Source organism: Amphritea opalescens (genome assembly GCF_003957515.1).
In the GTDB taxonomy this organism is placed as follows: Bacteria; Pseudomonadota; Gammaproteobacteria; order Pseudomonadales; family Balneatricaceae; genus Amphritea; species Amphritea opalescens.
In genome coordinates this window covers 24,755-49,464 of record NZ_RQXW01000015.1, presented here as the reverse complement: position 1 = coordinate 49,464, position 24,710 = coordinate 24,755, and the positions used below count along the sequence as shown (strand labels likewise).

Annotated in this window: 16 protein-coding genes, 1 tRNA gene and 1 pseudogene; 7 read left to right on the top strand and 11 right to left on the bottom strand. The window is 45.4% G+C overall.

Features of this window, described 5'->3' with window-relative positions; all coding sequences use genetic code 11:
- The first annotated feature begins 166 nt into the window (after positions 1 to 166).
- The 3 genes from ftsA (at position 167) to EH243_RS14735 (ending at position 3,088) form a co-directional block, all read left to right on the top strand.
- Positions 167 to 1,402: a cell division protein FtsA gene (gene ftsA, locus EH243_RS14745; protein WP_126159432.1), complete on the top strand. Its 1,236-nt coding sequence runs from the start codon at positions 167 to 169 to the stop codon at positions 1,400 to 1,402.
- Positions 1,403 to 1,537: 135 nt separating this feature from the next.
- Positions 1,538 to 2,737, top strand: coding sequence for a cell division protein FtsZ (gene ftsZ / locus EH243_RS14740; RefSeq protein ID WP_126159431.1), 1,200 nt, complete (start codon positions 1,538 to 1,540; stop codon positions 2,735 to 2,737).
- A gap of 263 nt (positions 2,738 to 3,000) precedes the next feature.
- A tRNA-Ser gene (locus EH243_RS14735) sits at positions 3,001 to 3,088 on the top strand.
- Positions 3,089 to 3,956: 868 nt separating this feature from the next.
- On the opposite strand, the gene EH243_RS14730 is transcribed toward EH243_RS14735, so the two are convergent.
- From EH243_RS14730 to EH243_RS14710, 5 genes are all read right to left on the bottom strand, one after another.
- On the bottom strand, positions 3,957 to 4,949 hold the full coding sequence (locus EH243_RS14730; RefSeq protein ID WP_126159430.1) for an LLM class flavin-dependent oxidoreductase: 993 nt from the start codon (positions 4,947 to 4,949) through the stop codon (positions 3,957 to 3,959).
- A 563-nt stretch (positions 4,950 to 5,512) separates the two neighbouring features.
- The gene (locus tag EH243_RS14725; RefSeq protein ID WP_126159429.1) at positions 5,513 to 8,443 is read right to left on the bottom strand and encodes a UvrD-helicase domain-containing protein; all 2,931 of its coding nucleotides are present in this window, start codon (positions 8,441 to 8,443) and stop codon (positions 5,513 to 5,515) included.
- A 394-nt stretch (positions 8,444 to 8,837) separates the two neighbouring features.
- A complete protein-coding gene (gene arsH, locus EH243_RS14720; protein WP_126159428.1) occupies positions 8,838 to 9,548 on the bottom strand; it encodes an arsenical resistance protein ArsH in 711 nt (236 codons plus the stop codon).
- Between the two features lie 2 nt (positions 9,549 to 9,550).
- Positions 9,551 to 9,910: an ArsR/SmtB family transcription factor gene (locus EH243_RS14715; protein WP_126159427.1), complete on the bottom strand. Its 360-nt coding sequence runs from the start codon at positions 9,908 to 9,910 to the stop codon at positions 9,551 to 9,553.
- 322 nt (positions 9,911 to 10,232) lie between these two features.
- On the bottom strand, positions 10,233 to 11,078 hold the full coding sequence (locus tag EH243_RS14710; protein ID WP_241235096.1) for a DMT family transporter: 846 nt from the start codon (positions 11,076 to 11,078) through the stop codon (positions 10,233 to 10,235).
- An 882-nt stretch (positions 11,079 to 11,960) separates the two neighbouring features.
- Here EH243_RS14710 and EH243_RS14700 point away from each other — a divergent pair.
- A complete protein-coding gene (locus tag EH243_RS14700; RefSeq protein WP_126159426.1) occupies positions 11,961 to 13,679 on the top strand; it encodes a protein adenylyltransferase SelO in 1,719 nt (572 codons plus the stop codon).
- 193 nt (positions 13,680 to 13,872) lie between these two features.
- Here EH243_RS14700 and EH243_RS14695 read toward each other — a convergent pair whose 3' ends face one another.
- Positions 13,873 to 14,337 (bottom strand): Lrp/AsnC family transcriptional regulator, encoded by a 465-nt coding sequence (locus tag EH243_RS14695; protein WP_126159425.1) that lies wholly within the window; start codon positions 14,335 to 14,337, stop codon positions 13,873 to 13,875.
- 162 nt (positions 14,338 to 14,499) lie between these two features.
- On the opposite strand from EH243_RS14695, the gene EH243_RS14690 reads away from it, so the two are divergent.
- Together EH243_RS14690 and EH243_RS14685 are read left to right on the top strand one after the other, a co-directional pair.
- On the top strand, positions 14,500 to 16,602 hold the full coding sequence (locus EH243_RS14690; RefSeq protein WP_126159424.1) for an alpha-ketoacid dehydrogenase subunit alpha/beta: 2,103 nt from the start codon (positions 14,500 to 14,502) through the stop codon (positions 16,600 to 16,602).
- A 13-nt stretch (positions 16,603 to 16,615) separates the two neighbouring features.
- On the top strand, positions 16,616 to 18,172 hold the full coding sequence (locus EH243_RS14685) for a 2-oxo acid dehydrogenase subunit E2 (RefSeq protein WP_241235095.1): 1,557 nt from the start codon (positions 16,616 to 16,618) through the stop codon (positions 18,170 to 18,172).
- Positions 18,173 to 18,205: 33 nt separating this feature from the next.
- On the opposite strand, the pseudogene EH243_RS14680 reads toward EH243_RS14685, so the two are convergent.
- Positions 18,206 to 18,934, bottom strand: a pseudogene (locus EH243_RS14680) (IS30 family transposase); the annotation flags it as partial.
- A 456-nt stretch (positions 18,935 to 19,390) separates the two neighbouring features.
- Here EH243_RS14680 and EH243_RS14670 point away from each other — a divergent pair.
- Positions 19,391 to 20,413: a polysaccharide pyruvyl transferase family protein gene (locus EH243_RS14670; RefSeq protein ID WP_126159421.1), complete on the top strand. Its 1,023-nt coding sequence runs from the start codon at positions 19,391 to 19,393 to the stop codon at positions 20,411 to 20,413.
- A gap of 179 nt (positions 20,414 to 20,592) precedes the next feature.
- Here EH243_RS14670 and EH243_RS14665 read toward each other — a convergent pair whose 3' ends face one another.
- The 4 genes from EH243_RS14665 to EH243_RS14650 all read right to left on the bottom strand — a co-directional run bounded on the left by EH243_RS14665 (position 20,593) and on the right by EH243_RS14650 (position 24,665).
- Complete coding sequence (locus EH243_RS14665; protein ID WP_126159420.1) at positions 20,593 to 21,831, bottom strand: hypothetical protein; 1,239 nt, start codon at positions 21,829 to 21,831, stop codon at positions 20,593 to 20,595.
- Positions 21,832 to 21,996: 165 nt separating this feature from the next.
- Positions 21,997 to 22,350 carry a DUF3127 domain-containing protein gene (locus EH243_RS14660; protein WP_126159419.1) on the bottom strand — a complete coding sequence of 118 codons (354 nt, stop codon included), beginning with the start codon at positions 22,348 to 22,350 and terminating at the stop codon, positions 21,997 to 21,999.
- A gap of 193 nt (positions 22,351 to 22,543) precedes the next feature.
- The gene (locus EH243_RS14655) at positions 22,544 to 23,482 is read right to left on the bottom strand and encodes a LysR family transcriptional regulator (protein ID WP_126159418.1); all 939 of its coding nucleotides are present in this window, start codon (positions 23,480 to 23,482) and stop codon (positions 22,544 to 22,546) included.
- A 232-nt stretch (positions 23,483 to 23,714) separates the two neighbouring features.
- Complete coding sequence (locus EH243_RS14650) at positions 23,715 to 24,665, bottom strand: Bug family tripartite tricarboxylate transporter substrate binding protein (protein WP_126159417.1); 951 nt, start codon at positions 24,663 to 24,665, stop codon at positions 23,715 to 23,717.
- Positions 24,666 to 24,710 lie beyond the last annotated feature (45 nt).

Sequence of the window (24,710 nt, the reverse complement as noted above, 5' to 3'; positions counted from 1 at the left end):
TTTTTGCTGTAGATATCAATAATGGCGGCCGATGTGAAAAGAATGGTTTTACCGGAACGAAAATAATCCGGGGTTGGTTGAATACTGTTCAGGACTGGTACAAACATCAGCCTGATAACTTGGGTCTGTTCTGTAACAGAACAACAGATTTTAAATGTGATTGGATATGGCAATGACGAGCAATATGATCGTAGCGCTGGATATAGGCACCTCGAAAGTGGTGTGTCTGGTAGGCGAGGTTGGCCTAGACGGCACGATCGATATCGTCGGCATTGGCTCCCATGAATCCCGTGGGCTTAAACGGGGCGTCGTGGTCAACATTGAATCGACGGTGCATTCTATTCAGCGGGCAGTAGAAGAAGCTGAACTGATGGCCGGTTGTAAGATTCATTCAGTGACCGTAGGAATTGCTGGCAGCCATATTCGAAGCATGAACTCTCACGGTATCGTTGCGGTGCGCGAAGGTGAGGTGATGGAGCACGACCTTGATCGGGTTATTGATGCTGCCCGAGCCGTTGCCATCCCCGCCGACCAGAAAATCCTGCATATCCTGCCGCAAGAGTATGTGATCGATAATCAGGAAGGCATCCGCGAGCCGTTAGGCATGTCGGGTGTTCGTTTAGAAGCCAAGGTGCATCTGGTGACTGGCGCGGTCAATGCGGTACAGAATATAGAAAAATGCGTCAAACGCTGCGGTTTAGCGGTGGATAACTCGGTGTTAGAGCAGCTCGCGTCTAGCTTCTCTGTACTGACGGAAGATGAGAAAGAGCTCGGTGTGTGCATGGTGGACATGGGCGGTGGCACTACGGATATCGCTATTTTCACCGGCGGATCGATCCGGCATACGGCGGTTATCCCGATTGCTGGCGATCAGGTCACTAATGATATCGCCATGGCTTTACGGACACCGACACCGTACGCCGAAGAGATTAAAATTAAATACGCTTGTGCACTGGCTCAATTGGCGAGCGCGGAAGATACTATAAAGGTACCGAGTGTCGGTGACCGGCCCGCGCGAGATCTATCACGCCAAGCGCTGGCCGAAGTGGTTGAACCGCGCTACGACGAGCTTTTTACACTGATACAGTCAGAACTACGCCGCAGTGGGTTTGAAGATTTAGTCGCGGCAGGTATCGTCCTTACCGGCGGCACAGCGAAGATGGAAGGCGCGGTCGAGTTGGCCGAAGAGATTTTTCATATGCCGGTGCGTTTAGCCTTACCAAAAGGTGTGCGCGGGATGGGGGATATATTGAATAGCCCTATCTATTCGACCGGTATTGGCTTGCTGCAATATGCGAAACAGGATACTCAGCACTTGTCTGAAGCGGTATCGGTTGAGGAACGCAGTGAGCAACCTAATATATTGAAACGGATGAAGACCTGGTTTCAGGGGAACTTTTAACAAGGCTCCTCGAATGGGTTGGCGGTCTGCCTAGTTGAGACCGGAATAGTCACAGGGTGTGGCAGATAATAAATCGAACGTAATAATACGCAATACAACAGGTGCGGGTTGGGCACTGAACCTGGAGGAAGGGACATGTTTGAATTAGTTAATAATATTGCACAGAGCGCGGTCATTAAGGTGATTGGCGTTGGTGGTGGCGGCGGTAACGCAGTACAGCACATGGTCTCATCAGAAGTTGATGGGGTTGAATTTATTTGTGCTAATACCGATGCACAAGCACTCAATAATATGGGCTCACGTAACGTCCTACAGCTCGGTGGTGAAATTACCAAAGGGTTGGGCGCTGGCGCGAATCCAGATATCGGTCGTGATGCGGCATTAGAAGACCGTGAGCAGATCATTGAGATGCTCAGTGGTGCGGATATGGTCTTTATCACCGCAGGTATGGGCGGTGGTACGGGTACTGGTGCTGCACCGATTGTCGCTGAAGTGGCAAAAGAACTCGGTATTCTGACGGTTGCCGTGGTCACCAAGCCATTCCCGTTTGAAGGCAAAAAACGGATGTTGATTGCCGAGCAAGGCATCAAAGAGCTGTCTGAGCATGTTGATTCCTTGATTGTCGTGCCTAACGAAAAGCTGCTACAGGTGCTGGGTAAAAACTGCACTCTGATGAAAGCATTCGATGAAGCCAATGATGTACTGAAAGGCGCCGTGCAGGGTATCTCTGACCTGATTATTCGTCCCGGTATGATCAATGTGGATTTCGCCGACGTACGTACGGTGATGTCCGAGATGGGGACCTCTATGATGGGTACCGGTTCTGCCCGTGGTGAAAACCGTGCGGTTGAAGCGGCCGAAGCGGCTGTTCGTAGCCCACTGTTGGAAGATGTTGATCTAATGGGCGCTCGCGGTATTCTGGTGAATATCACCGCCGGTCTGGATTTAGGCTTAGGTGAGTTCAGCGATGTGGGTCAGGTAATCGAAGAGTTTGCCTCAGACAGTGCAACGGTTGTGGTCGGTACGGTTATCGATCCAGAAATGACCGATGAGATTAAAGTGACTGTTGTTGCGACCGGTTTGTGTAGCGCTGAACAGCAAGATATCCGAGTGGTTAGTAACGCATCCGCAGCGGGTTCCCGTCGTGCGGCGACTAAAGTCAGTGATTACAGTCAGTTAGAATTACCGACCGTGATGCGCAACCGAAACGACTCTGTCCGTGCGCAGGATAACCCTGTCGTTGAGCCAGAGCCTGTTGCGGAAACGCGTAAAACCGGCACCGATGATATGGAATTTCTGGATATCCCAGCATTTCTCCGTCGTCAGGCTGACTAACGAACAGCCTCGAGGGATTTGTCCCGTCCCTTGTTTTTACCTGCTAAATAGACTCCGCCGATGAAGCCCTTCCTCGGCGGACGTTTTCTTTTTTGCTTCATTTATCATCCCTAGGTTTGATTTCTAACGAATCCGAAAAAAGTCGATAAAAAGCACCCTAGATATTTGATTTAAACCCTGAATTCTATTAAAGTACGCGGCCTCTGAGATTGGCTCTCAGAGAGTTTACGTATCAACTGTTTTCAAGGTTTGCGTAACGACGTGGTGAGGTGTCCGAGTGGCCGAAGGAGCACGCCTGGAAAGTGTGTATACCGCAAGGTATCGAGGGTTCGAATCCCTCCCTCACCGCCATTTTTCTTTTCCCTTGTTTATCACTGACTTACTTCTCTAGAAAATCACTAATGTTGACCCTAATGTTGACGTCTCAAAGCGTGTAACTATTTTTTTTCGTCTGCTTTTTGTGCTCTGTGTCACTAACGGTTTATGGATATGCTCGCCTAATAAAGAGGTCTGAATAGATGATAGCTTGGCGGAAAAGGGCGGTGACGCTAAAATCCGCGAAGAAGACAGAGCTACAGCTATCGCTCCTTAGGTGACATCAAGGCTTAGTGTCGGTTGGTGGGCTGGCTTAGGTGATAGCATTCGGTTTGGGCGGTGACGCTCGCTCCGAATAAGCAATTACAAAGCTACAGCTATTATTCCTTAGGTGACCTTAAGACTTAGTGTCGGCTGGTGGATTAACCTCATATGTTTCACGCAATGTTCCACAGCTCGAAAAAACAGGGAAGCCTGTTGCTCACTTTAAGGATGTTGTCAGGGTGACTATGACATCTAAGGCTTAGAGTTCACTGATGACATAACCTTGTATGTTCCACAGCTTGGAAACAGTAGGTAAGCCTATTGCTTACTTTAGTGGTGTTGTCAGGATGACTATGACATCTAATGCTTAGTGACTATTGCTGTGTCTACTTGTTAATGGTGTTCACGGATAGCGGGGGACGCCCTAGGTGAATGTCTATCACTGTGTCTACTTGGGCTAATGTCAGGGTAATTCGTTCAAAATCCACTAAACAAGGTTAAATAAGCTTGTTTAGTGGTAAAAAGCATCAAAACAGGTGGAATCCTGTGCTTTTAATTTGAAAAAGAGAGATTGAGTTTTTTGCGACTTCTTAATCGTAGTTTCCCTAGGCTGGGTGTTCTATTTGTTGTTTGCTAATAATCAAAAAAGGGAAGCTACGATTGACAGTGCTGCTTTGCGCTTTTCCTGATCATAAATATCATTGGTAAACATAAACTCGTCCACCTTGAACTCTGTGGCCAGGTCTTCAAGCTTCGTTTGAATCGTTTCAGCCCCGCCTACTACAGATAATCCTAAAAACGCTTCAACTGAGGCTTTTTCTTGAGAGTTCCATAAGTCATCCATGCTTTCCACGGGCTCCTTGAGCCATAGTGCACCGCCACGCAACAACGCTAAAACCCTTTGCTTTGAGCTTGTTGATATAAACGCTGCTTCTTCATCAGTATTTGCTGCAATAAGTGGCACACATAGCATGAAATAAGGTTGGGCTAAAACGCTGGAAGGCTTAAATCTTGCTCGATAGAGTGAAGCCGCCTGATGCGCAAGCCGTGGTGCAAAATGTGCTGCAAAAGCATAAGGCAAGCCTTTCTCTGCGGCCAATTGAGCACTAAATAGACTTGAACCCAGCAACCAGATGTCAACATTGCTGCCTTCCCCTGGCACAGCTCGGACGCGAGCTGCAGGGTCTTTCGGGCCAAGTAAACGTTGCAGTTCAGCCACTTCATCAGGGAAATGCTCTGCACGCATATCATCTCGACGCAATGCCCGACTGGTCAATGGGTCAGTCCCTGGGGCTCGCCCCAATCCCAAATCAATTCGCCCAGGGTACAAAGCATCCAATGTGCCAAACTGTTCTGCGATCACCAGCGGTGGATGATTAGGCAGCATAATGCCGCCGGAACCGACGCGTATATTCTGGGTAACAGAGGCAACAGCGCCAATCAACACAGAGGTGGCGGAGCTGGCAATACCCTCCATATTATGGTGCTCGGCTAGCCAGTAACGATTAAGGCCACAAGCATCCGCATGGCGAGCGCAATCTAGCATGCGCGTTAGAGTTTGCTCTGCCGTTTCGCCGAGCAGCATGGGTGCCAGTTCCAGCATAGAAAAAGGCATGTTGTGTATCTTATTCATTTCGCGCCTTCAGATAATAAGTTAATTGACGAGAGAGGGTTAAATATTCTCGTTTAGGAGGTTATTGGGGCAGAAACAGTAAAGCTGATAATTCACCGCTTACCCTTATGATCACCTCACAAAAGTACGACCTTCTGGTGAGTTATTAGTTGCGTTTCTTCTTGTAAAAGATATCGAAACCACTTAATAAAAATCACCAAATTTCTTTACGTCTTTTACGGCGTTTATTGTTAAATTCTCTGTCGGCAAAGGTAAGTTGATGTGACAAGGTCAGGCTCGAAGCTTAAAAATAAATTGTCTCATGGGAAGGACTTATTCGTATCTTCCCTAGCCATCGATAACAACCCAGCTGAAATGCGATCCGCTTTTTTGTGACTGGCCGAAAAGCTGGCGCTTCAGTGCCACGGTACTGGGGGCAAAATCTAGCGCCAACTTTTACAGTCTGATTGAAACGGGACGGCTAATCAACAAGAGCTTTATCGGTATCTCCGTTATGTCTTTGAATAAATGAACAATGTAAGCATAACTCGCCCATACGAAAGCGTTGCCAGTACACTCCTGAGTCACAGCTCGGCAGGTTGCTGCAAGCTAGTGGCCTGAAATGTGTGTTTTACCGGAGGTTCTATATGATTTTCCGTATGACTACAGCTTTGGCCGCTACGTCTGTAATTTATACATCCCCAAAACTGACCGTTTCGCCCATCTCGCAACCTTAGCTCTCCTTTACATGAAGGGCATATAGGCACCCATTTTTGGCATTGATCGTTTATACACATTTTAAAGCGCCCCTCTGTTTTCATCTCACTTTGACAGACAGGGCATACCTTATCTTTATAGCTACACAATGGATAATTATTACAGGAGAGAAACACGCCATAAGGCCCTGTTCTTTTGACGACGGTTCCCGTCTCACAACTAGGGCAATGTCGTTCTAAAGCTGTGGCCTGTGTTGAGCTTACGTCAAAGACACCTGTCCCTATCGGATAGCTATCGTTTATCAGTTCTTTCACAAAATCTGAAGTATTTGTCATGTCCGTGAGCAGATAGCTTCTATCTTTAGCGCGAGTAAGGGCTACATAAAACAATCGCCGCTCTTCAGCGTCAGGAAACTCTTCTAACTGGGGTAGCAATGCGTCTAGTAAGGGGTGGGTCACCTTTCGGGAGGGGAATCCGTGCTTTCCGCGTTCCAGCCCTAGAACAATGACGTAATCAGCTTCTTTACCTTTCGAGCCATGAAATGAGAGCTGCTCTATGATTAGGTTTGGGAACAAGTTACTGCATTCTTTTAGCTGATGCTGTTCTAACAGTTTGAAGTGAAACCTGGCTAACAAATAGACGGTCTTAGGTTCCGAGCTAATGTCGGAAATAGCCTCTAAAATTTCTTGTACGTGCTTAACCGTGTTATCAGCAGAGATGTCTTTTCTGACCAGTAGAACAGCAGGCGTGGATGTCTGTTTAACCGTCGCTATTTGCTTTTTAACTTGGGCAGGGTTTTGTGTGATAAATCGAGAAGCGATATCACTTATGCTGTTATTGAAACGAAAAGTTTTGTCTAAAGCGGTCGTTTTCGTAGCCCCAAATAAGCGTTCAAAACCTGTCGTGAGTGATACATCGCTACCCGTGAATCGGTAGATAGCCTGCCAATCGTCTCCCACACAAAAGACTGAAGAGTTCTTTTTAGCATCCCTTAGTGCTGTGACCAACCTCGCTCGGGGCTCGGATATATCCTGAAATTCGTCTACGAGAATGAATTTCCACGGCGAGATAAATAACCCTTCCTGCACATAGACGATAGCTTTAGCGATCATATCGTCAAAGTCTATCTCTTGATGCTGATTCAAAAGTCTCTGATAGCGCTCAAAAAGCGGTTTTAATAATTCAAAAGCGGCTTTAAGTAATGCTGATTTATCATGACTTTCAATAATGGCTTCAAAGCTTTCTAAGTGATAGCAGTTGGCTTTATAGCGCTGTAAGAGTTTGGATAATATCCCTGCGAACGTAGAGATAACACCAAACTCTTCAAGGGTGTTCAACACAGCCTCTTGAGGGAGTGGATCAAAGTTGACCCCTTGGGCAATCAACTGAGCTTCGAGTCTTGGAAGTAAAGCGCCTTCCCGTTGATCATAATGAAAAGTCTCAACGAGTTTCGTTTTATTCGCATTATGCAATTCTCGCTTCCAAGCGATGCCTTCGTTATAGCTGGTCTTATCGATATAGGGAGCGGTATTGCCATCGCGATCTATACCAAAATGCTCAATATAAATCCCATGCTCTGACAAGTAGAAGTCAGGGTAGTATTGTCTAAATTCTGGGGTGCGTGTATCCGCTTCTTTGTATGAGGCTTCATATTCATACTCAACCCCCATTCTGAAAAGCCAGTTAGCGATATAGCACTCTTCAAGGCTTTTAACATTTTCTCCTTTTAACGTTCTTATCTCATTCGCACGAATAAATTCTATGTACTCACCCTCAGAATTAAACTCAAAAGGATTTGCTGCGGGATATAAAAATTTTTCGAAGTAACGAATGGTCTTAGTCTGGTAGTCAGGATCTTTAAGCAACTCAGTGAACCAAGTATCAACGGTTTTGCTGAGCAGTTTTTCGTCGGTGGCTAAAGGTGAAATCGCAGGCTTTTTTTTCTCTACTGCTGCAATAATGCTTTGTCCCAGTGAATGAAACGTCCGAGCAGTAATATGTTCAATACCCAGTTTTTCAGTAATCCGTTCCCTCATTTCTTCGGCTGCTTTATTGCCAAACGCTAACATCAAAATCTCTTTAGCTGAGGCTTGATGACTATTAATCAAGTAACCAACGCGACCTATCATCGTGCTAGTTTTCCCCGTTCCCGCACCGGCTAACACTAAGTTGTTGTCTTCATCGATGATGCAGGCATCACGCTGCTTATCGGTTAATGGATTTGACTCGATTCTGTCGAACAACTCTCGATTGGCTTCTTTTTGTTGCTCTACGTAGCTTTGGCGCTGCGCTTCCAAGAATTCAGGATGAAGTGAAGACCATTTATAAAGCAGCACAAAGCTGTCTAACAGGTTCTCTGGCAACTCGTCGTATAAGTCTTCAGGTGGCACTTGAACTTTGTTTAAGACCGTCTGGGCATATTCAGATATCTTCAGGCAGTAGCTAGTGCGGAGGTAATGAATCCTATCAGTTTGATCTTTTATTTGGCTTAGCGCCTTATTGACAGTCGCTTCATGGTGTTTATAAAAGCACAGCAGCACCTTTTTTCGAAAGTCAGAGGCGTCCGTATGATTAGCCCACTTGATCTCATAGCGTTCTTGCTCGGAAGGGATCATAACGGAGCTAAAAAACAGACCTTGCTTCAGTATTGGCGGCGCGAGTAATTTTCCCCAAGTAACGAGAACTGAATCATGAGACTTTCTGAAAAGACGAATACCTTCAGGTTCAGACTCAGCACTGGTGATTGTACTTTGGAAGAGTAGCCCTATAAGGCCACCTTTTTTTGAAAGTGAATCCATTTACCCGTTAAGCCTTATTCGTAAATTGCTTTCCTCCCGACAGGAGAAACGTTTAGCTAATATTACCAACAAAACCTGATAGGTAGCAGTCGGGATCTTCTTTAAGCGTCAATATGTATGGTTGTGCTTTGTTTTTCAGCTCCTTCACTCTTCGAATAGCTGCACCACCGTGCAGCATGTGTCAGGGGTGTCTTCAGAGGCATCGGCTGGCAAAAAGCATACGTCCAGATAGGGTGTGATTGGTAAACCGCAAATGGATTTTACGAAGACGTCATATACGCGGCATTTGCCGTCTGTATATCGTTACCAAAACGATGGTGAGTAATATCCTCTGCCATATGCTTGCGATCTAAGTTGGCTACACAAAGAAATAAAATAGCTTCATATGAGCCCCTTAAATTGAACGTTGATTGACCCTTGCTGATAACGTTTCAGCAGACTCTTTTCGTTCCGAGTAACGGTCAACGAGGTAGTCTTTACGATCACGGACCAATAACGTAAATTTCATTAACTCCTCCATGACGTCCACAATGCGATCATAATAGGGAGACGGTTTCATGCGGTCGTTGTCATCAAATTCAAGAAACGATCTGGCAACAGAAGATTGATTTGGGATGGTCAACATGCGCATCCAGCGTCCTAAAATGCGAAGTTGATTAACCGTGTTAAACGATTGTGAGCCACCGCATACTTGCATCACTGCCAAGGTTTTGCCTTGAGTTGGCCGCACCGCACCAATTGACAGCGGAATCCAATCAATTTGTGATTTCATAATGCCGGTCATTGCACCGTGTTTTTCGGGCGAACACCACACCATGCCTTCACTCCATTGCACCAATTCGCGTAATTCCACCACCTTAGGGTGTGAGGTATCTTCGCTATCAGGTAACGGTAAACCATCGGGATTAAAGATACGTGTATCGGCGCCCATCGCTTCTAGTAAGTAGGCTGCTTCTTGAGTGACTAAGCGGCTGAATGAACGTTGTCTGAGAGAGCCATATAATAAAAGAATGCGAGGTTTATGCGAGCTTGGCACAAGGGCAATCCCATCAGTATTAGTAGGCGTTTTGAATGATTCTTTATTGATATTAGGCAAATGATCCATGACTAATCCTTCTGCTCAAATGGGCTTTCAAGGGGGCAGCACAGACCATCATCGGTTTGGGCAGTGCTGGCTTTGATATTGATTTGTTCTAGAAAGCTAGCGAGGGCATTGACACTACTTGGCTTCAGCGTGTAACAAACCCTAGGGTGTTCTATTTCACCCACAATGATGCCGGCAACTTTCAGAATTCGTAAATGTTCAGAAACGGTAGACTGAGCTAATCCAAGCTCAGCGGTGATTTCACCACCCACGCAAGATGTTTTGCTGAGCAGCAACCGGATTATTTTGACGCGGGCAGGGTGAGCGAGTGCCTTTGCAGTCTCTGCTATAGATTCGTCTTGTTCATTAAATAGCTTGTTCATAATCTCATTAAATCGTTTATCGTCGAATAACGATATTGTAGGCTGTTATCAAGATATCAATCAACCTCTGTAATCAACTTATTGAATATATTGGGTGTCGTGGTCAACAAAAACTGGCCACTACTTTAGCGGTTTCTGGTAACGCAGTTATGTTGTTTTTATTGCATTTGAGAGATGGTCCTATTGGACTGTAGACAGAGAGTAGAGCAGCTAGGGTAATCCTTCCCTTTTGAACACCTGCTAACAAGAGGAGGATTTACCTAATTATTTCTTTTCTTCTGCTTTGATGCACTGTGTTATATGTACAGCACTCATCGTTTTATCAAGACACTCTGCGCCGTCTAAGAACGACTAAGTTCGCGATAAACATCAGTGCGCCACCTAACACTAATGAGATTTCAAACGTCTCGGCATAGAGTGAAATGCCAACGAGGGCGATTAAAGGCAGCCTCAGAAAATCTAACGTAATCACCTTTGTTACTTCTGCATATTGCATCGCTTTCGCCATACAAAAGTGTGCGGATAGCGCCGTCATGCCGATGATGATCAACCACAGCCATTGCAAGCCAACCGGCCAAGACCAGTTGCCAATCGACAGGAGTAAGCCAATGGGGAGTTGAATTAAGCACATATAAAACAAGATAGAGATTGCCGATTCAGAGGCACTCAAGGACTTTGTCGCTGTGTGTGATATGGCATAGCAAACGGCAGCACCGAGCACGATGAATGATATGGGGTCAACGATGGCATAGCCGGGTTGAACAATGATTAAAACCCCCGCCATCCCTAGCAATACTGAGACTATTTTGGTGAGTGTGATTTTTTCCTTAAGAAAAATAGCCGCGATAATCAGTGTCCATATCGGGACGGTGAACTCAAGGGCAAAAACCTCAGCTAACGGAAGCGCACCTATCCCTAAAAACCAGCCGTATTGACCAGCAAAGTGAAAAATATTGCGAAAAATGTTTAGCCCTAATCTGTCCGTGCGCAGGTTAATTTTCTGGGTGGAAATCGAGATGACGATGGAGATGCAGATGCAGAGTAACCCGATAACACTACGACATAATAGAATTTGAAATACCGACAACTCACCGCTTAATTCTCGGGCACCTATAGCCATTAAACAAAATGAGAACAGTGTTCCTGACATCCATGCGACAGCATACATTGCAATTCAACTCCATCAGCACAAGCCCGTGCTATTGATGAAGAGTGTATCCTCATCGTTATTATTTTATTTTCCAACAGGCGAGGGATCACCTATGTTGGGCTGCAGCATTAGCCATCATTGCGCACCACTCAACAAGCGATAGGCCCGCTACATTCGGCCCAGAATAGTTAGCTTCAATACTAGATGCAAATCCGTAGAACATAGCGGGTGAGAAATTCCTTAAGAGTGTCCCTATCGGGTGCTGTGATTTTGCCGAAAAGTAGCTCAGCCGTCGCCATTAATCAGCATGTGGGTATCGTCGGGCGATATTGAGCAATAAAGAATTTTATCAAGTAGCAGGATAGGCTACTCGGCGGGTCAGACTGAATAACGGCTATAAGACGTAGTGGTTAAAATAAGCCGTAACGAGTTACAGGGGCAACGTTCAAAGGATGGCATCAACGGTAGCTCCTGCGCTTCTCATCAAGTGAGCCTTCGATTGATTTCCTACCCATAACGATCTGTTCTATTTATCGGCTTGTATATTTTCGGCACGACGGCCACTCCGTGATAACCTTTACCTATAAATTCTCAAGATTTACCCTTATCCTTGAGTCTCTAGCGTTAATGCATGGGATTTAGATGAGCGAACAGATTAATGACGATGCTCTAGAGGCATTAAAGATAGCCTTCACTCATATGCCCAAAGCGATCGACGCACCCAGTATGAATATGGTGATCGCTATCAAGAGGTGCTGGCGCAGATTGAGATAGTGAGAGAAACCCTGCTGATAAACGATGTAGATCCTGAAGAAGTGTATGGGGAGGTCGATCCTGACAATGCGCCTAACTCTTCTTATTAAAAATACCGCCGTTCTTCCCGTGTTATGAGAGCCTCCAATGAAAAATCAACTGTCCCAGAAAAATTCACTAACCGTTGAGACCCTAGACGATCTCGCAACGTTAGCAAACTACTCGTTCATGGATACTCTCAATGCTGATCCGGACGCCACCGATAACGGCGCTGATCACGATCCAAGACAGGTATTTAGTGGTCATTATGTTCCCGTTAGCCCTACACCCATTAAAGACCCTGAGTATATCGCGCATAGCAAAGATCTATTCAGCGAACTAGGTTTTAGCGACAGCCTTGCACAGTCGAATGGATTCATTCAGATGTTTTCGGGAGATATCACCGAACTACCCGCGCCGCTGCGTAAAGTGGGCTGGGCGACGGGTTATGCGCTGTCTATCTATGGCACTGAATACATCCAACAGTGCCCGTTTCAGACCGGTAATGGATATGGTGACGGCCGAGCGGTTTCTGTCCTAGAGGCGGATATCAAAGGAAAGCATTGGGAGATGCAGTTGAAAGGGGGTGGTCGAACACCCTATTGTCGGGGTGGCGATGGCCGCGCTGTTCTGCGCTCCAGTGTCCGGGAGTTTTTAGCACAGGAGCATATGCATGCACTCGGCGTGCCGACGTCTCGTTCTCTGAGCCTGTATGTATCGAAAACGGAAAAGGTAAAGCGTCCTTGGTACTCTGAAGGCTCGCGCAGACAAGATCCCGACCGGATGATATCTGAGCCTGTCGCCATCTCAACGCGGGTTGCCCCATCGTTCCTTCGGGTGGGTCAGCTGGAACTCTTTTGTCGCCGTGCCCGACAGCAAGCGCATCCAGATGCGATGGCTGAACTCGAGATGATCGTCCTGCACTTGATCGACAGAGAATACGCCGACGTCATCGACAAACGCTTGTCTATAGTCGAAAAGGTGCTGTTACTGGCAACCATGTTTCGCGACCGTCTTACCTCGTTAATCGCTAACTGGATACGGGTTGGTTACTGTCAGGGCAACTTTAATAGTGACAACTGTGCTGCGGGCGGCTTCACTCTTGATTATGGCCCTTTTGGTTTTTGTGAACTATTCGACCCCCATTATCAGCCTTGGACTGGGGGAGGGCAGCACTTTTCATTCCTGAATCAGCCGGCAGCAGCGGAGCGTAATTTCCATATGTTTTGGACGGCGCTGCGCCCGCTGCTAGCTTCGAACCAAGTCGCGCTGGATCAGCTCGAGGAGATTCGCAACGGTTTTGCCGATGAGATGCAGGCGAAACTAGAATCGATGTGGGCTAGTAAGTTGGGACTAGAGACCTTTAATGGAACGTTATTCCGTGAGCTCGGTGCTCTGATGATACAAACACCGGTTGATTACACACTCTTCTTCCGAGAGCTATCACATATACCCGATGATATAGGCAAGCTTCAAATAAGTTTCTACACGTCATTTGGCAGCAAAGATGCTGACGGTTTGAATCAACGTTGGATAGCTTGGTTCGACGAGTGGCGATCACTCATCGACAGTCGTGCTGACTCTCGTGAAGCTATCTCTGAGCAGATGCTTCAGGTGAACCCAAAATACAGCTTACGTGAATGGTTTGTTGTGCCAGCTTATCAACAAGCCGCGATGGGAGACTACCGCCTGATTAGAGAGTTACAGACGGTGATGACTCAACCCTATGCGGAGCAATCGCAAGAGATAGAGGCAAAATACTATCGGAAAAAGCCGCCAGAGTTCCACGGGCTGGGTGGTTTATCTCACTATAGTTGTTCGTCGTGATCTTCTAAACCGTTGGTCGTCTCGTCAATATTTCTATCAGCTAGGCATATGGATCGTGCCTATTCATATGCGGCGTATTTGGATTGGCAGACTAGGTCAACTTCATGGCCGAGCATTTCAGATTAACGGCTTATATTTTTTAAAAACGTCTACAACACAGGCTGTTATTGCGTTAACACTAGGCCGTCGCCGATTAGCAGCCACTCAGTGGTAGTTCATGGGTTATTTTGGGCTGCTTCATTGAAAACATGGTACTAGTCGAGCGAATACCCTCTGTAGGTAACAACCGGTTACTTAACAGCGCTTCGTAGCTCTCCATATCCCGCGTAATAATTTTCAACAGATAGTCGCAGGCGCCACTGACCGAGTGACACTCTTGGATTTCAGGGCAATCTTTTACCATCGATAGAAATGATTCTAAGGTTTCAGGGTGATGGTTATCCAGTGAGATCTGGGCAAATGCCACCACGTTTAAATTAACTTTCTTTGCCGATAGCGCGGCTATGTAATTCTCAATATAGCCTTCATCTTCTAGCCGTTTTAGCCGTCTCCAACAGGGCGCGGCGGATAGTCCAATTTTTTCAGCCAGCTCTCTATTACTCAATCGGCCATCTTTTTGTAAAGACGTTAGTATCGCTAAATCGAAGCTATCAAGCATAATTCATCCATTTTTATTTATTTTGAGAAAGTATATTGCTTATTATCGTTCATTTTCAATATTTTCAGAAAGATAATTTCGCCAAGAACTCACTACAATAAAAATAATGGATAACACAATAAAAAAGCTGATATACAGCTCATGCTGAGGTCGATTAAACAGATGAATAAGGTAACGCTAGCCTCTAAACAGGAATCTAACAACGGTGTATCAGCACCGCTTGATTGGACTAAAATTTGTCAGTTAATGTTAGCGTCACGCGCGCTGGATACCATCGAAGAACAGGAACTCGTGCCAGCGAAATTGGTCTTTAATCAATTTTCTGCTCGGGGACACGATTTCGCTCAAATTATCCTTGGTTCTTTGCTTACCCATCCCCATGATGCAGCAACCGGTTACTATCGTTCTCGCCCCTTTGTGATGAGTCTAGGGATCGATTTAGATGAAGTGGTGGCTTCACCTATGGCCAAGGAAGGTGGTTACAGTGATGGACGAGATATTGGGGTGGTGTGTAACTTCCCCAACCCTGAAAGAACGGGAGCGATGCTCTTTCCTATGTGTGGCGGTGTCGGTGCGCAATACTCTCCCATCGCGGGCTGGGCGCAGTCCATTGTTTATCATCGAGATCAGTTAGAAGACGACCGTTATACCGGCGCGATAGGGGTCTCAATGGGAGGCGACTCCTCGATGTCTACCAGCGGTTTCTGGGCGGCACTGAATATATCGACGACTCATCATCTGCCGCACCTTTTTTATATTGAGGATAATGGTTACGGTATCTCTGTGCCACAAACAGAGCAAACCCCCGGCGGCGATCAAGTCGCCAACCTCAAAGCCTATAAGAACCTCTACATTGTTGACGGCGACGGCACAGACCCTGAGCAAACCCCCATACTGATTAAAGAGGCTGTCGACTATGTGCGATCCGGTAAAGGGGCGTGCTTGCTCAGGCTCAAGGTGCCTCGATTATGCGGACATACGTTTCAGGATACCCAAACCTATAAGTCACCTGAATTTATTGCCGATGAAGTTACTCGAGATCCTTTGCCTAAACTGAAGGATTACGTGCTTAAACATAACATCATGACTGCAGCCGCTTGGGAGGCGCTTGAAATAGAGAGTATCAGCCAGATTCAAGCATCGGTAGAACGAGCTAAAGCCCGCCAGCAGCCGGACCCTAGTCAACTCACCCGCTTTGTTTATGCCGAACAAGGCTCGTCGCAAGTAAGAGGGGGGCTCGCAGCAGATAATCACCGCTTTCCGGCAAGCAATACTACACCGAGTCCCACCGGTTCTCGGATCAACATGCTCACCGCTATCCGTAAAACGTTGGATTATGAATTAGAGACCAACCAGAAAGTGATCGTCTTTGGTGAAGATGTGGGCCCTAAAGGTGGCGTGCATGGTGCGACACTAGGGTTACATGAGAAATTTGGTCAACAGCGTGTGTTTGATACCAGCTTATCGGAGGAGGGTATTATTGGCCGCTCCGTCGGTATGGCCTTGAGCGGGCTGATGCCAGTCCCTGAAATCCAGTTTCGAAAATATGCCGAACCCGCCGCAGAGCAGCTCAGCGACACCGGTATTATGCGCTGGCGAACAAATAATCAGTTTGCCGCCCCCATGGTGGTCAGAATCCCCGGTGGGTTTGCACGACGGGGCGATCCATGGCACTCCATGAGTGATGAGGTCGAGTGGGTGCACAAGGTTGGTTGGCAACTGGCGATGCCCTCTAATGCTGAAGATGCGGTCGGTCTGTTGCGATTTGCATTACGGGACAATAATCCGACGATTTTTTTTGAACATCGTTTTTTACTGGATCATAGCTGGGCGCGTCGTCCCTATCCCGGAGATGAATATATTATCCCTTTTGGTCAGGCGAAACGCTTAACCAGCGGTAATAAGTTGACGGTTATTTGCTGGGGAGCAATGGTTGAACGGTGCGAAAGTGCCGCCAAGCAACTCGATATGGGGATCGAAGTGATCGATCTGAGAACTTTGCAGCCTTGGGATAAAGAAGCTGTGATGACCTCGGTTGAAAAAACGGCTCGCTGCTTAATTGTCCATGAAGATAATAAAACCGCTGGATTTGGTGCTGAAATAGCGGCCACTTTAGCGGAGGAACTCTTTTTCAGCTTAGATGCGCCGATTCAACGACTCACCATGCCTGATATCCCTAGCCCTCACAATATTCACTTATTGGAGAGCGCTCTTCCTAGTGAACATCGCATTGCTCAAGCGATGCAAAACCTGATCGCCGTCTAAGGAGGAAAGAGCTATGCAACATTCAATATCGATTACGCTACCCGCTGATGCGCTAGAAGGTACCGTCGCTACGGTGTCCGATTGGTTAGTGACCGAAGGCGAGCAGGTGACAAAAGGGATGCCTCTGCTGGAGTTAGAAACCGATAAAGTGACTATGGAGATTTGTGCTGAAGCCGATGGTGTTATCTCCCAAATTTTAGTCGCTCGAGGTACCGAGGTAAGTGAAGATGTGCTGCTAGGTGTTATTAGTCGTGACTCGGTGAGTCCGACAGAAAACGCAGCTCCCGCTAGTCTAGACCTTTATCCATCGACGACGGACGAGAGCACCATCATAGAGATACGTTTACCAGCCGAACAATTAGAAGGTACTGCCGCAAAGGTAGCAAACTGGATCGTAGATACCGGAGGCTATGTTAAGGAAGGTGATCCTCTACTTGAGCTTGAAACCGATAAAGTGACGATGGAAGTCACCGCGCCAGCCGACGGCATGCTTCGGTCACAAGTAATACAGCTTGGTGATGAGGTTGAAGAAGGAACTCTGCTCGGTATCTTGGTAAAACAAGCCGGCCGAGAAACACTCACATTGGAGAGCGCACCCGAGAAAGCATCAACGGTTTCTGCTTCACCATCGTCATCGAGCCAGTGTAAGCCAGAGCAGCAACTTGACTCTGAGACACGCAATGCTCGTCATCTTATTGGCCCAGCCGTTCGGCGCCTATTAAACAAACATGGCCTCAATATTGACCTTATTAGCGGCAGCGGTCGTGGTGGTCGGGTCACGCGAGATGATGTTATTGCCTTTATGGCATCCGATGCTGCGAAACATCGCACCCCTAATCCGGTGACAACCTCGGGTCTCAGCGGAACACGCGTTCCGCACACACCGATGCGTAAATCGATTGCCAGCCATATGGTAAACAGTCTGCTGCACACGGCTCCCCATGTTACCAGTGTTTTCGAAATGGATATGGAGCGGATTATGGAGCATAGAAAGCAATGCAAGTTAGGCTTTAGCGAAGCCGGTGTAAAGCTGACGTTTACCGCTTACTTTCTTGCCGCTTGTGTTAAAGCGATGCAAGCCGTTCCATCAATCAACGCACGTTTCCATGAAGATGCCTTGGAAATATTTGATGATATCAATATCGGTATTGGTACCGCCCTTGGTGATCAAGGATTGGTTGTTCCGGTGATCAAACAAGTGCAAAACAAAAACTTATTTGAAATCGCCACGGCGTTGCAACAGCAAACCGACAAAGCACGGGAGGGCAAGTTAACCCCTGCGGATTTGAAAGACGGCACCTTTACTATCTCTAATCACGGTGTCAGCGGTAGCCTTTTTGCCGCCCCCATTATTATCAATCAACCGCAGGTGGCGATATTGGGGATTGGTAAACTGGAAAAAAGAGTCGTTGTGCAGGAAGTGGATGGTGAGGATGTTATGACAATCCGGCCGAAATGTTATGTTTCCTTGAGTATTGATCATCGTGCCATCGATGCTTATCAAACTAACCTCTTCTTAAGTCACTTTGTCGAAACGATTGAAAATTGGGCTTACTTGCCATCTTCATGAACGTTTAAGCGAAACAGTTGAAGGGCTTATGGTGATATTGAGCGCATCAGCTATTGCCTTATGTTCGACAAATTCCGAACCATTGTCGGCAGTGATTGTTCGCACCGATGCGGCATAAGGCTTCAGCATATCTATCACTGCATCTCGCACATCAGCTGCTCGCTTAGCCGCTATCTTTCGTACTAGGCACATGCGACTTTTACGTTCTGCCAGCGTGACTAGCGCCCCAGTGCCTTGCTTACCCAGAACAGTATCGACTTCCCCATCGCCAAAGCGTTCTCTATTTTCGACGACCTCAGGTCGCTCATCTATCGAACGAGGATCGGGTATCACACAACGCTTTGTATTCACGCCTCGTCGATAACGTTTATCTCCTTGACGTAACGCTTTGTAAAGCGTTACGGCAGCGGCTTTATTTGCAGCGATATAACGGTAGATCCACTCATGATTGACCGGCATATCAATTAAATGCCCGACACCGCTAATCTGCTCCGGACTCCAATGAAGTGACAATCCAAATTCAACATACTGAACCGTTAACGCTGGAATTCTGTATTTAGCTGCCAAAGTCCTACGCTCTTGAATTCTCTGCTGAGCCTATTCAGGAATGGTAACCATTCTTTGATCCGTTTCGATCTAGCTCTCGATAAACGGTTGAGCGATGTACATTAATTGTTTTAGCGATGAAAGCTGGCCGATAACCCTGTGCAAGAAGAATCGATATCTGGTATGTTTCCCTTCGGTCAACTGTTGATATGTCATAGTGATACACTTTGTCTTTGGCGAGAAGAAGCGTACCTCTATCAGCAGTTGGCCACCTCTCCATCTGTAGCAAAAAGTGTCGCACATATTATATGAATCTTCGTCCCTGTTCACCCTGTAGAAAGAAGGTTTGCCCCCGTCCTGAAAATGGTGTGACCCCTTGTTACGGCAGTTTACCGGGGGATTATGTATGGGAGGAGTTAAAGATGTTAATTGGCAGTAGCAGTCGTTGAATTTTTCGTATAGTAAATTTTTTAAAAGATAATAATTTGACTTTTCTTAGGTGTATGACCAATCTTAAAAAGAGTAAAGTGTTTGGTGTTTGGTGTTTGGTGTTTGGTGTTTGGTGTTTGGTGCACATAATAATGAATTGATGTTTGAGCCTTAGCCGGCTAAGTGATAATTATTTATGAGCTAAATTTTTTGTATTTGGAGTGGTTTGTGATAAGGCGTATTTTGGATTTTTTTGATTATAAGTATTCAAGGCGTGTGCGTCGCTTATTGATAAATGAGGCATCTAAAGCGGCGGACTGTAATGATTATAGGAAGCTAAAAAGGTTAGTTACTAGTGGTTTAGAGTCCAAATATCCAAATGTAAAAAACGTTGCTAGAGCTAAAAATGTTATTCTTGAACTAGAACATATGATGCAAGGGGTGGGCTGTAAAAATAGTAGGATTCCTCTGTGGTGGGCTGATACTCCTTATCCTGGTAATCTTGGAGACAGTTTGAATCCGTGGTTAATTAACGGCTTGACTGGAACTCCTCCAGTCAAAGCAAGTCTGATTACCCCGAATGTTATGCTTGCTATAGGTTCTACTGCACAAAAAGCTGAGGATCATACATCAATTTGGGGTAGTGGATTCATTTCAAAAGACTCGCCGGTTAATCCGAATAGTAATTATTGTGCAGTAAGGGGGCCATTAAGTAGGCATATGGTTGTGAAGTCTCAAGGGGAATGTCCGGACGTATATGGCGATCCAGCAGTGTTTATGCCACTTATTTTTCCTAGAACGAAAAAAGATTCTGGGCGTATCGGTTTTATCCCTCATTATATTCATGAACATTTGGTGAAAGATGGCGATTGTTTTACTTTAAGTGTGAAACGGGCATCAATGATTGATTTTCGAGAATTCGTAGATGATCTGTGTGAATGCTCATATGTGTTCTCGTCATCACTTCATGGTCTAATTCTTGCTAGGGCATATGGGATTCCTGCAAGACGCGTTGTTTTTTCTGAGCAGGCGCTTGCAGGTGATGATATGAAATTTGATGATTACTATTTGGGAGTTGGTGTGAAAAATGTATCAGATGCAGTAGATTTTTCCCAACTGGATAATTGGGATGAAGCCAATCTTAAAAAGTATAGATCATTCGAGGAGCCTGTTGAATTTAACGGTAGTAATTTGCTGTCTTGCTTTCCATATAGTGATCATTTGGTTGACGGAATTATTGATAGAGCAAAATATATTTTCGCATAAGATTTAATAAAGCAGGAAGTGCAATATAGTTTTATGGCAAAGGTGTATATGGTTGTTTAGTTGTTCACGGTTAGTAGAAAAGGAATGGTTATAATACTAACTCTGAGCGGAAAAGTATTGATAGCCAACTCGTAAATGCATTTTTTATTAACAGTGTTATTGTTTTTTATGCTAAATTATTATCTTTTTTGTTTGCCGGTAAGATTTAAAATGATGTTTTTAATTTTTCTTTTTATTGTTCTTTTTGTTTTTTTTATTGTTGCTTTTAGCTTGTGTCTTAATATATAAGAACAATCGCTAGTTAGATGGTTTGGTAGTTTTATTTTGTGTTTATTGGCTAGATCTATATTGTCTTTAGAGAATGAGTTTTTATTTCTGGTTGCAACTAATTGACGCATATAATTAGGCTTCAGTGTCATATATTTATTAATGTTAAATACGCCTGAATAGTTATGTAAGTTTCCAGAGAAATCAAGAGCAGTTAATGTTCTTAAACATTTAGAACAAGTAGAGCAGTTCTCATGAGTGTCATCGCCACGAATACAAACATTTAAAAACCTAAAAGTTGGCTCGTAAGATGCTATGTTTAATATTTTATCTACCCTTGTGTTTTGTATGCCATCAAGAATCATTTCAGTTGTCTCTGTTGATAAAAGAGGCAGTAATACTGGTTCGCAAAATATTCCAATGTCTATGCCTTTATATAAATAAGAATTTTTAATCATACTATTGTAGTCAATACCTGCTGATGCGAAATAGTATTTAGAAAAGTGATTTTGTAATGCCAATACTCCAGAGACACCGGTTAACGAGTATGTCTCTTGATGTCCCCACGGATAGAACTGATGGAGATTTGAGTCTAAAGGTATAAACTCAACACCAATTTCTTTTGGAAATGGCTTAAGATGCTCATACCTAGTTTGGAATTTCTTTTGAGACTTAACTAGATCGCTGCCATGAGATCCAACATTAAGGAATAAAAAGCTATTTATTTTAAATTCTTTATCTTTCTCTTTCTCATAGCGATCATATATTGTACTAAAGGAATCTACTCCGCCTGAAAAACCTGTTCCAATTCCATTGCATGTTATTTTTTTAGAGGTCGTCTTTAACGCAGTTACTGTTATCTTTTTTGCTGAATCTGAATAAGACATTAATAATGGAATGACATAATTGTTTATATTAAATAACAATTTTTTTGACACTATTCCATTAACTTCAATGTTTACTCCGTACTGCATAGCAGGATAAAGAAGGCCTACTAAAAAAGAGTCCATGCTAGTAGTGCAAAGATAGGATGAGTACTCTTTTGGTATTGAAAACCACACATCTTTTTTTCCTATTATCTCACAGTCTACAGTAGCTAAAAGCTTGACACTATCACCAACGTTTTCACTTCTAAGGTCAAATATTTTCATTACAGTAGCCTTAAATAAAAAATAGATTTATTGTGTATTATTACTTATTTTACCATAAAACCGTTTGAGTATTTTTAAACGTGAATATTGGTGATACGGAAAGCAGCCTCTATTGATAGAGGCTAGCAGGGGAATCGATGAAATCGTAGTTACAGAAATCGTTTGCTAGAACGGTATATCGTCATCGAAGGAAACTTCAGGAACGTTGTTATCAAATGCTGGCGGCTCTTGATTCATATAGCTATCATCAGAGCTGCCGGTTTCAACTTTCCATGCTTGAAGATTGTTGAAGTAACGGCCGTTATATTCTCGCCCACGAATATCAAAGGTCACCGTGACATCCTGCCCTGGCTGAAGGTTATCGAGTAAGCTCACTTTGTCTTGAACGAACTCAAGGTTGATTTCTTGGGGGTATTTGCCATCCTCAACAATGACCACCATTTCTCGCTTAGTGAAACCGCTGTTGAATGTCTGAGGGTCCTGAATTAATTTCACTTTACCTGATAACGTGTAAGCCATTGTTTCCTACCTTTAAGAAGTCTATTGCTGCGATGAATTAAACCAGAAAAGATGGAACATTACCTCCCGATTAGCCTCTTTTTTACGGCTTTATGAGGCGTCATGTAAGGTGAACGGAGAATCTCTTTAGTGCGTACGCCAGCGATGCTCATTTCTTCTGCCTAGGGGTAAAAATGAACAGGGCTACGTTCGGTTAATCATCCATGTCCCAGCAGAGAATCTGCTCAGGGTTTTCGCAGAGGTCTTCTATTCGCTGGGAGAGCAACTGCGCAAACTCAAGGGCGATCATTGATGATGGGGTTTCTGTTGGAAAGAGTAGGCCGACGCGTAAGAATATATCGGGTTGAAAACGGCGAAAGACAACTTTTCCCGGTTGAGCATAAGAGGTGTAACTGAATGCGGAGATCGGATCAATAATAGAGATGCCGAGACCTCGCTCGACAAACTTGAGAGCCGGTATAAAAAAGCGGGTTTGTAGCCGAACATTCATACGATAGCCGCCGGTTTCAAATAGCTGCAGTAGGTCATGGTAGATCATATGGTCCGGGTGGAGGGTGATCATTGGTTCAGCGTCGAGCATATCGAGTGTGATGATATCGTGCACGGCGAGTGGATGATCCGCAGGCAGGGCGCAGACACAGAGGAGATCAAATAGTTGGTTTCGACCTACTTTGGGCTGATGGGACGTGACCTCTGCGAGGGCAAGGTCATATTGATTGGAGGCAACCCACTCGATGACAGAATCAGAGGTGCGCGTTTGCAGTGAGGCTTGAATCTTTGGGTGTTCGATTAGAAAGTCAGCCAGAATGTCGGGCATGAAATAGTTGGACGGGCCCGGCATACAACCGATGCGGAGAAAACCATACTGCTTGTTTTGAATATCTTGAACGGTTTGATTGACATCCTGTATGCGGGAAAAAATAGCCTCTACTTCTTTGTAGAGATAGTTCGCTTCAGGTGTTGGATATAGACGCTTTTTGTGTCGTTCGAATAACTGAAAACCAATATCATTTTCCAACGAACTAATCATCATGCTGACCGCAGGTTGGGTACGGAATAGTTGCTGGGCCGCTTGTGAGACAGAACCTGTCAGCATTACCGCCCGGAAGGCTTCCATCTGTTTGAGGTTCATCGTTATTTCCTAATATATTAGTTATATTGATATATAGCTTTAATAATAAGTCATTATTTATGATAGAAAATATAACGCATGTCTAAAATGAATGCACGGCTATCCCGAGTGTTAGGGGGATCCGTCAGTCAGTGAAGGGAAAAGATTTGCGGGTTGTCTGAGCATAAGAAGAAACGGCAGCCTATAACGAGGGTTAAGACTGCCGTTGAGAGCCGTTGAGAATAGAGGCTTATTATTTAGTTTTTGCTTTAGCTGCTGCGTCAGTCATGATGCTATAGGTGGTTTGCATATCGGCAATCCACTCAGGCCCATGACGGAAGTCGATGACCGCACCAATATTTTGGTAAGCTTGGATAACTTTAGGATCATGCATCACTTTCTCTGTGGCTGCAGTGAGTTTTTCCACGACTTCTTCAGGGACGCCTTTAGGGGCGAATACGCCAGACCAGCCTTCGAAGCTGCCTTTAATGCCAAAGTCAGAGAAGGTCGGCACGCCAGGGAAAGCGTCCATTTTCTGATTCATCACCAATACCCGTGCACGGTCTGCTTTTACGTGAGGGCCGAATGCTGGCGGGAAGGAGACGGCTGAATCAATATGCCCGCCGACAACGGATACCATGGAGGCCGCGGCGCTTTTTGCGTTGACATATTTAGGTTTATAACCGGCTTGATCAGCAATAATGTTAGCTAAAATAGTGCCCGATGATGATGCTCCCCAAGAGCCTTGGGTAACGGTTTTACTTTTGGCTCCGGCAATAAACTCATTAAAGGTTTGGTAAGGGCTATCTTCTTTTACCACAATCGCGAGCGGCACCGCTGTCATTTTGACAATGGGGGTGAAGCTTTCAAAGCTGTAGGGGGTCTTACTGAAGTTTGGGGTCACTAACATGTTGCTTAAGCCGGCGTTGATGAGGGTGTATCCATCTTTTTTCGCACGGGCCACAAAGCTTGTGCCGACGATCCCAACACCGCCGGGCTTATTAATAACAACGACGGGGACGCCGAGTTCTTTCTCGACGGCATCAGCCCAGATACGAGTCGTTAGGTCTGAATCGCCACCCGCTCCCCAAGGCACAATCACATTAATCGGTTTTTCCGGATATTCTGCCAGTACCGAACCTGACGCTAACGTTACAGCGAGTGCTGCAGTGATGGTTGTTAGTGTTTTCTTAAGTTTATACATCATGAATTCCTGTGAAGTTTTGTTATTGATATTTAATCAGTGGCC

Coding starts and splice junctions, on each gene's coding strand:
- ftsA (WP_126159432.1), top strand. CDS start 167: ATGGCAATGACGAGCAATATGATCGTAGCGCTGGATATAGGCACCTCG.
- ftsZ (WP_126159431.1), top strand. CDS start 1,538: ATGTTTGAATTAGTTAATAATATTGCACAGAGCGCGGTCATTAAGGTG.
- EH243_RS14730 (WP_126159430.1), bottom strand. CDS start 4,949: ATGAATAAGATACACAACATGCCTTTTTCTATGCTGGAACTGGCACCC.
- EH243_RS14725 (WP_126159429.1), bottom strand. CDS start 8,443: ATGGATTCACTTTCAAAAAAAGGTGGCCTTATAGGGCTACTCTTCCAA.
- arsH (WP_126159428.1), bottom strand. CDS start 9,548: ATGGATCATTTGCCTAATATCAATAAAGAATCATTCAAAACGCCTACT.
- EH243_RS14715 (WP_126159427.1), bottom strand. CDS start 9,910: ATGAACAAGCTATTTAATGAACAAGACGAATCTATAGCAGAGACTGCA.
- EH243_RS14710 (WP_241235096.1), bottom strand. CDS start 11,078: ATGTATGCTGTCGCATGGATGTCAGGAACACTGTTCTCATTTTGTTTA.
- EH243_RS14700 (WP_126159426.1), top strand. CDS start 11,961: ATGAAAAATCAACTGTCCCAGAAAAATTCACTAACCGTTGAGACCCTA.
- EH243_RS14695 (WP_126159425.1), bottom strand. CDS start 14,337: ATGCTTGATAGCTTCGATTTAGCGATACTAACGTCTTTACAAAAAGAT.
- EH243_RS14690 (WP_126159424.1), top strand. CDS start 14,500: ATGAATAAGGTAACGCTAGCCTCTAAACAGGAATCTAACAACGGTGTA.
- EH243_RS14685 (WP_241235095.1), top strand. CDS start 16,616: ATGCAACATTCAATATCGATTACGCTACCCGCTGATGCGCTAGAAGGT.
- EH243_RS14665 (WP_126159420.1), bottom strand. CDS start 21,831: ATGAAAATATTTGACCTTAGAAGTGAAAACGTTGGTGATAGTGTCAAG.
- EH243_RS14660 (WP_126159419.1), bottom strand. CDS start 22,350: ATGGCTTACACGTTATCAGGTAAAGTGAAATTAATTCAGGACCCTCAG.
- EH243_RS14655 (WP_126159418.1), bottom strand. CDS start 23,482: ATGAACCTCAAACAGATGGAAGCCTTCCGGGCGGTAATGCTGACAGGT.
- EH243_RS14650 (WP_126159417.1), bottom strand. CDS start 24,665: ATGTATAAACTTAAGAAAACACTAACAACCATCACTGCAGCACTCGCT.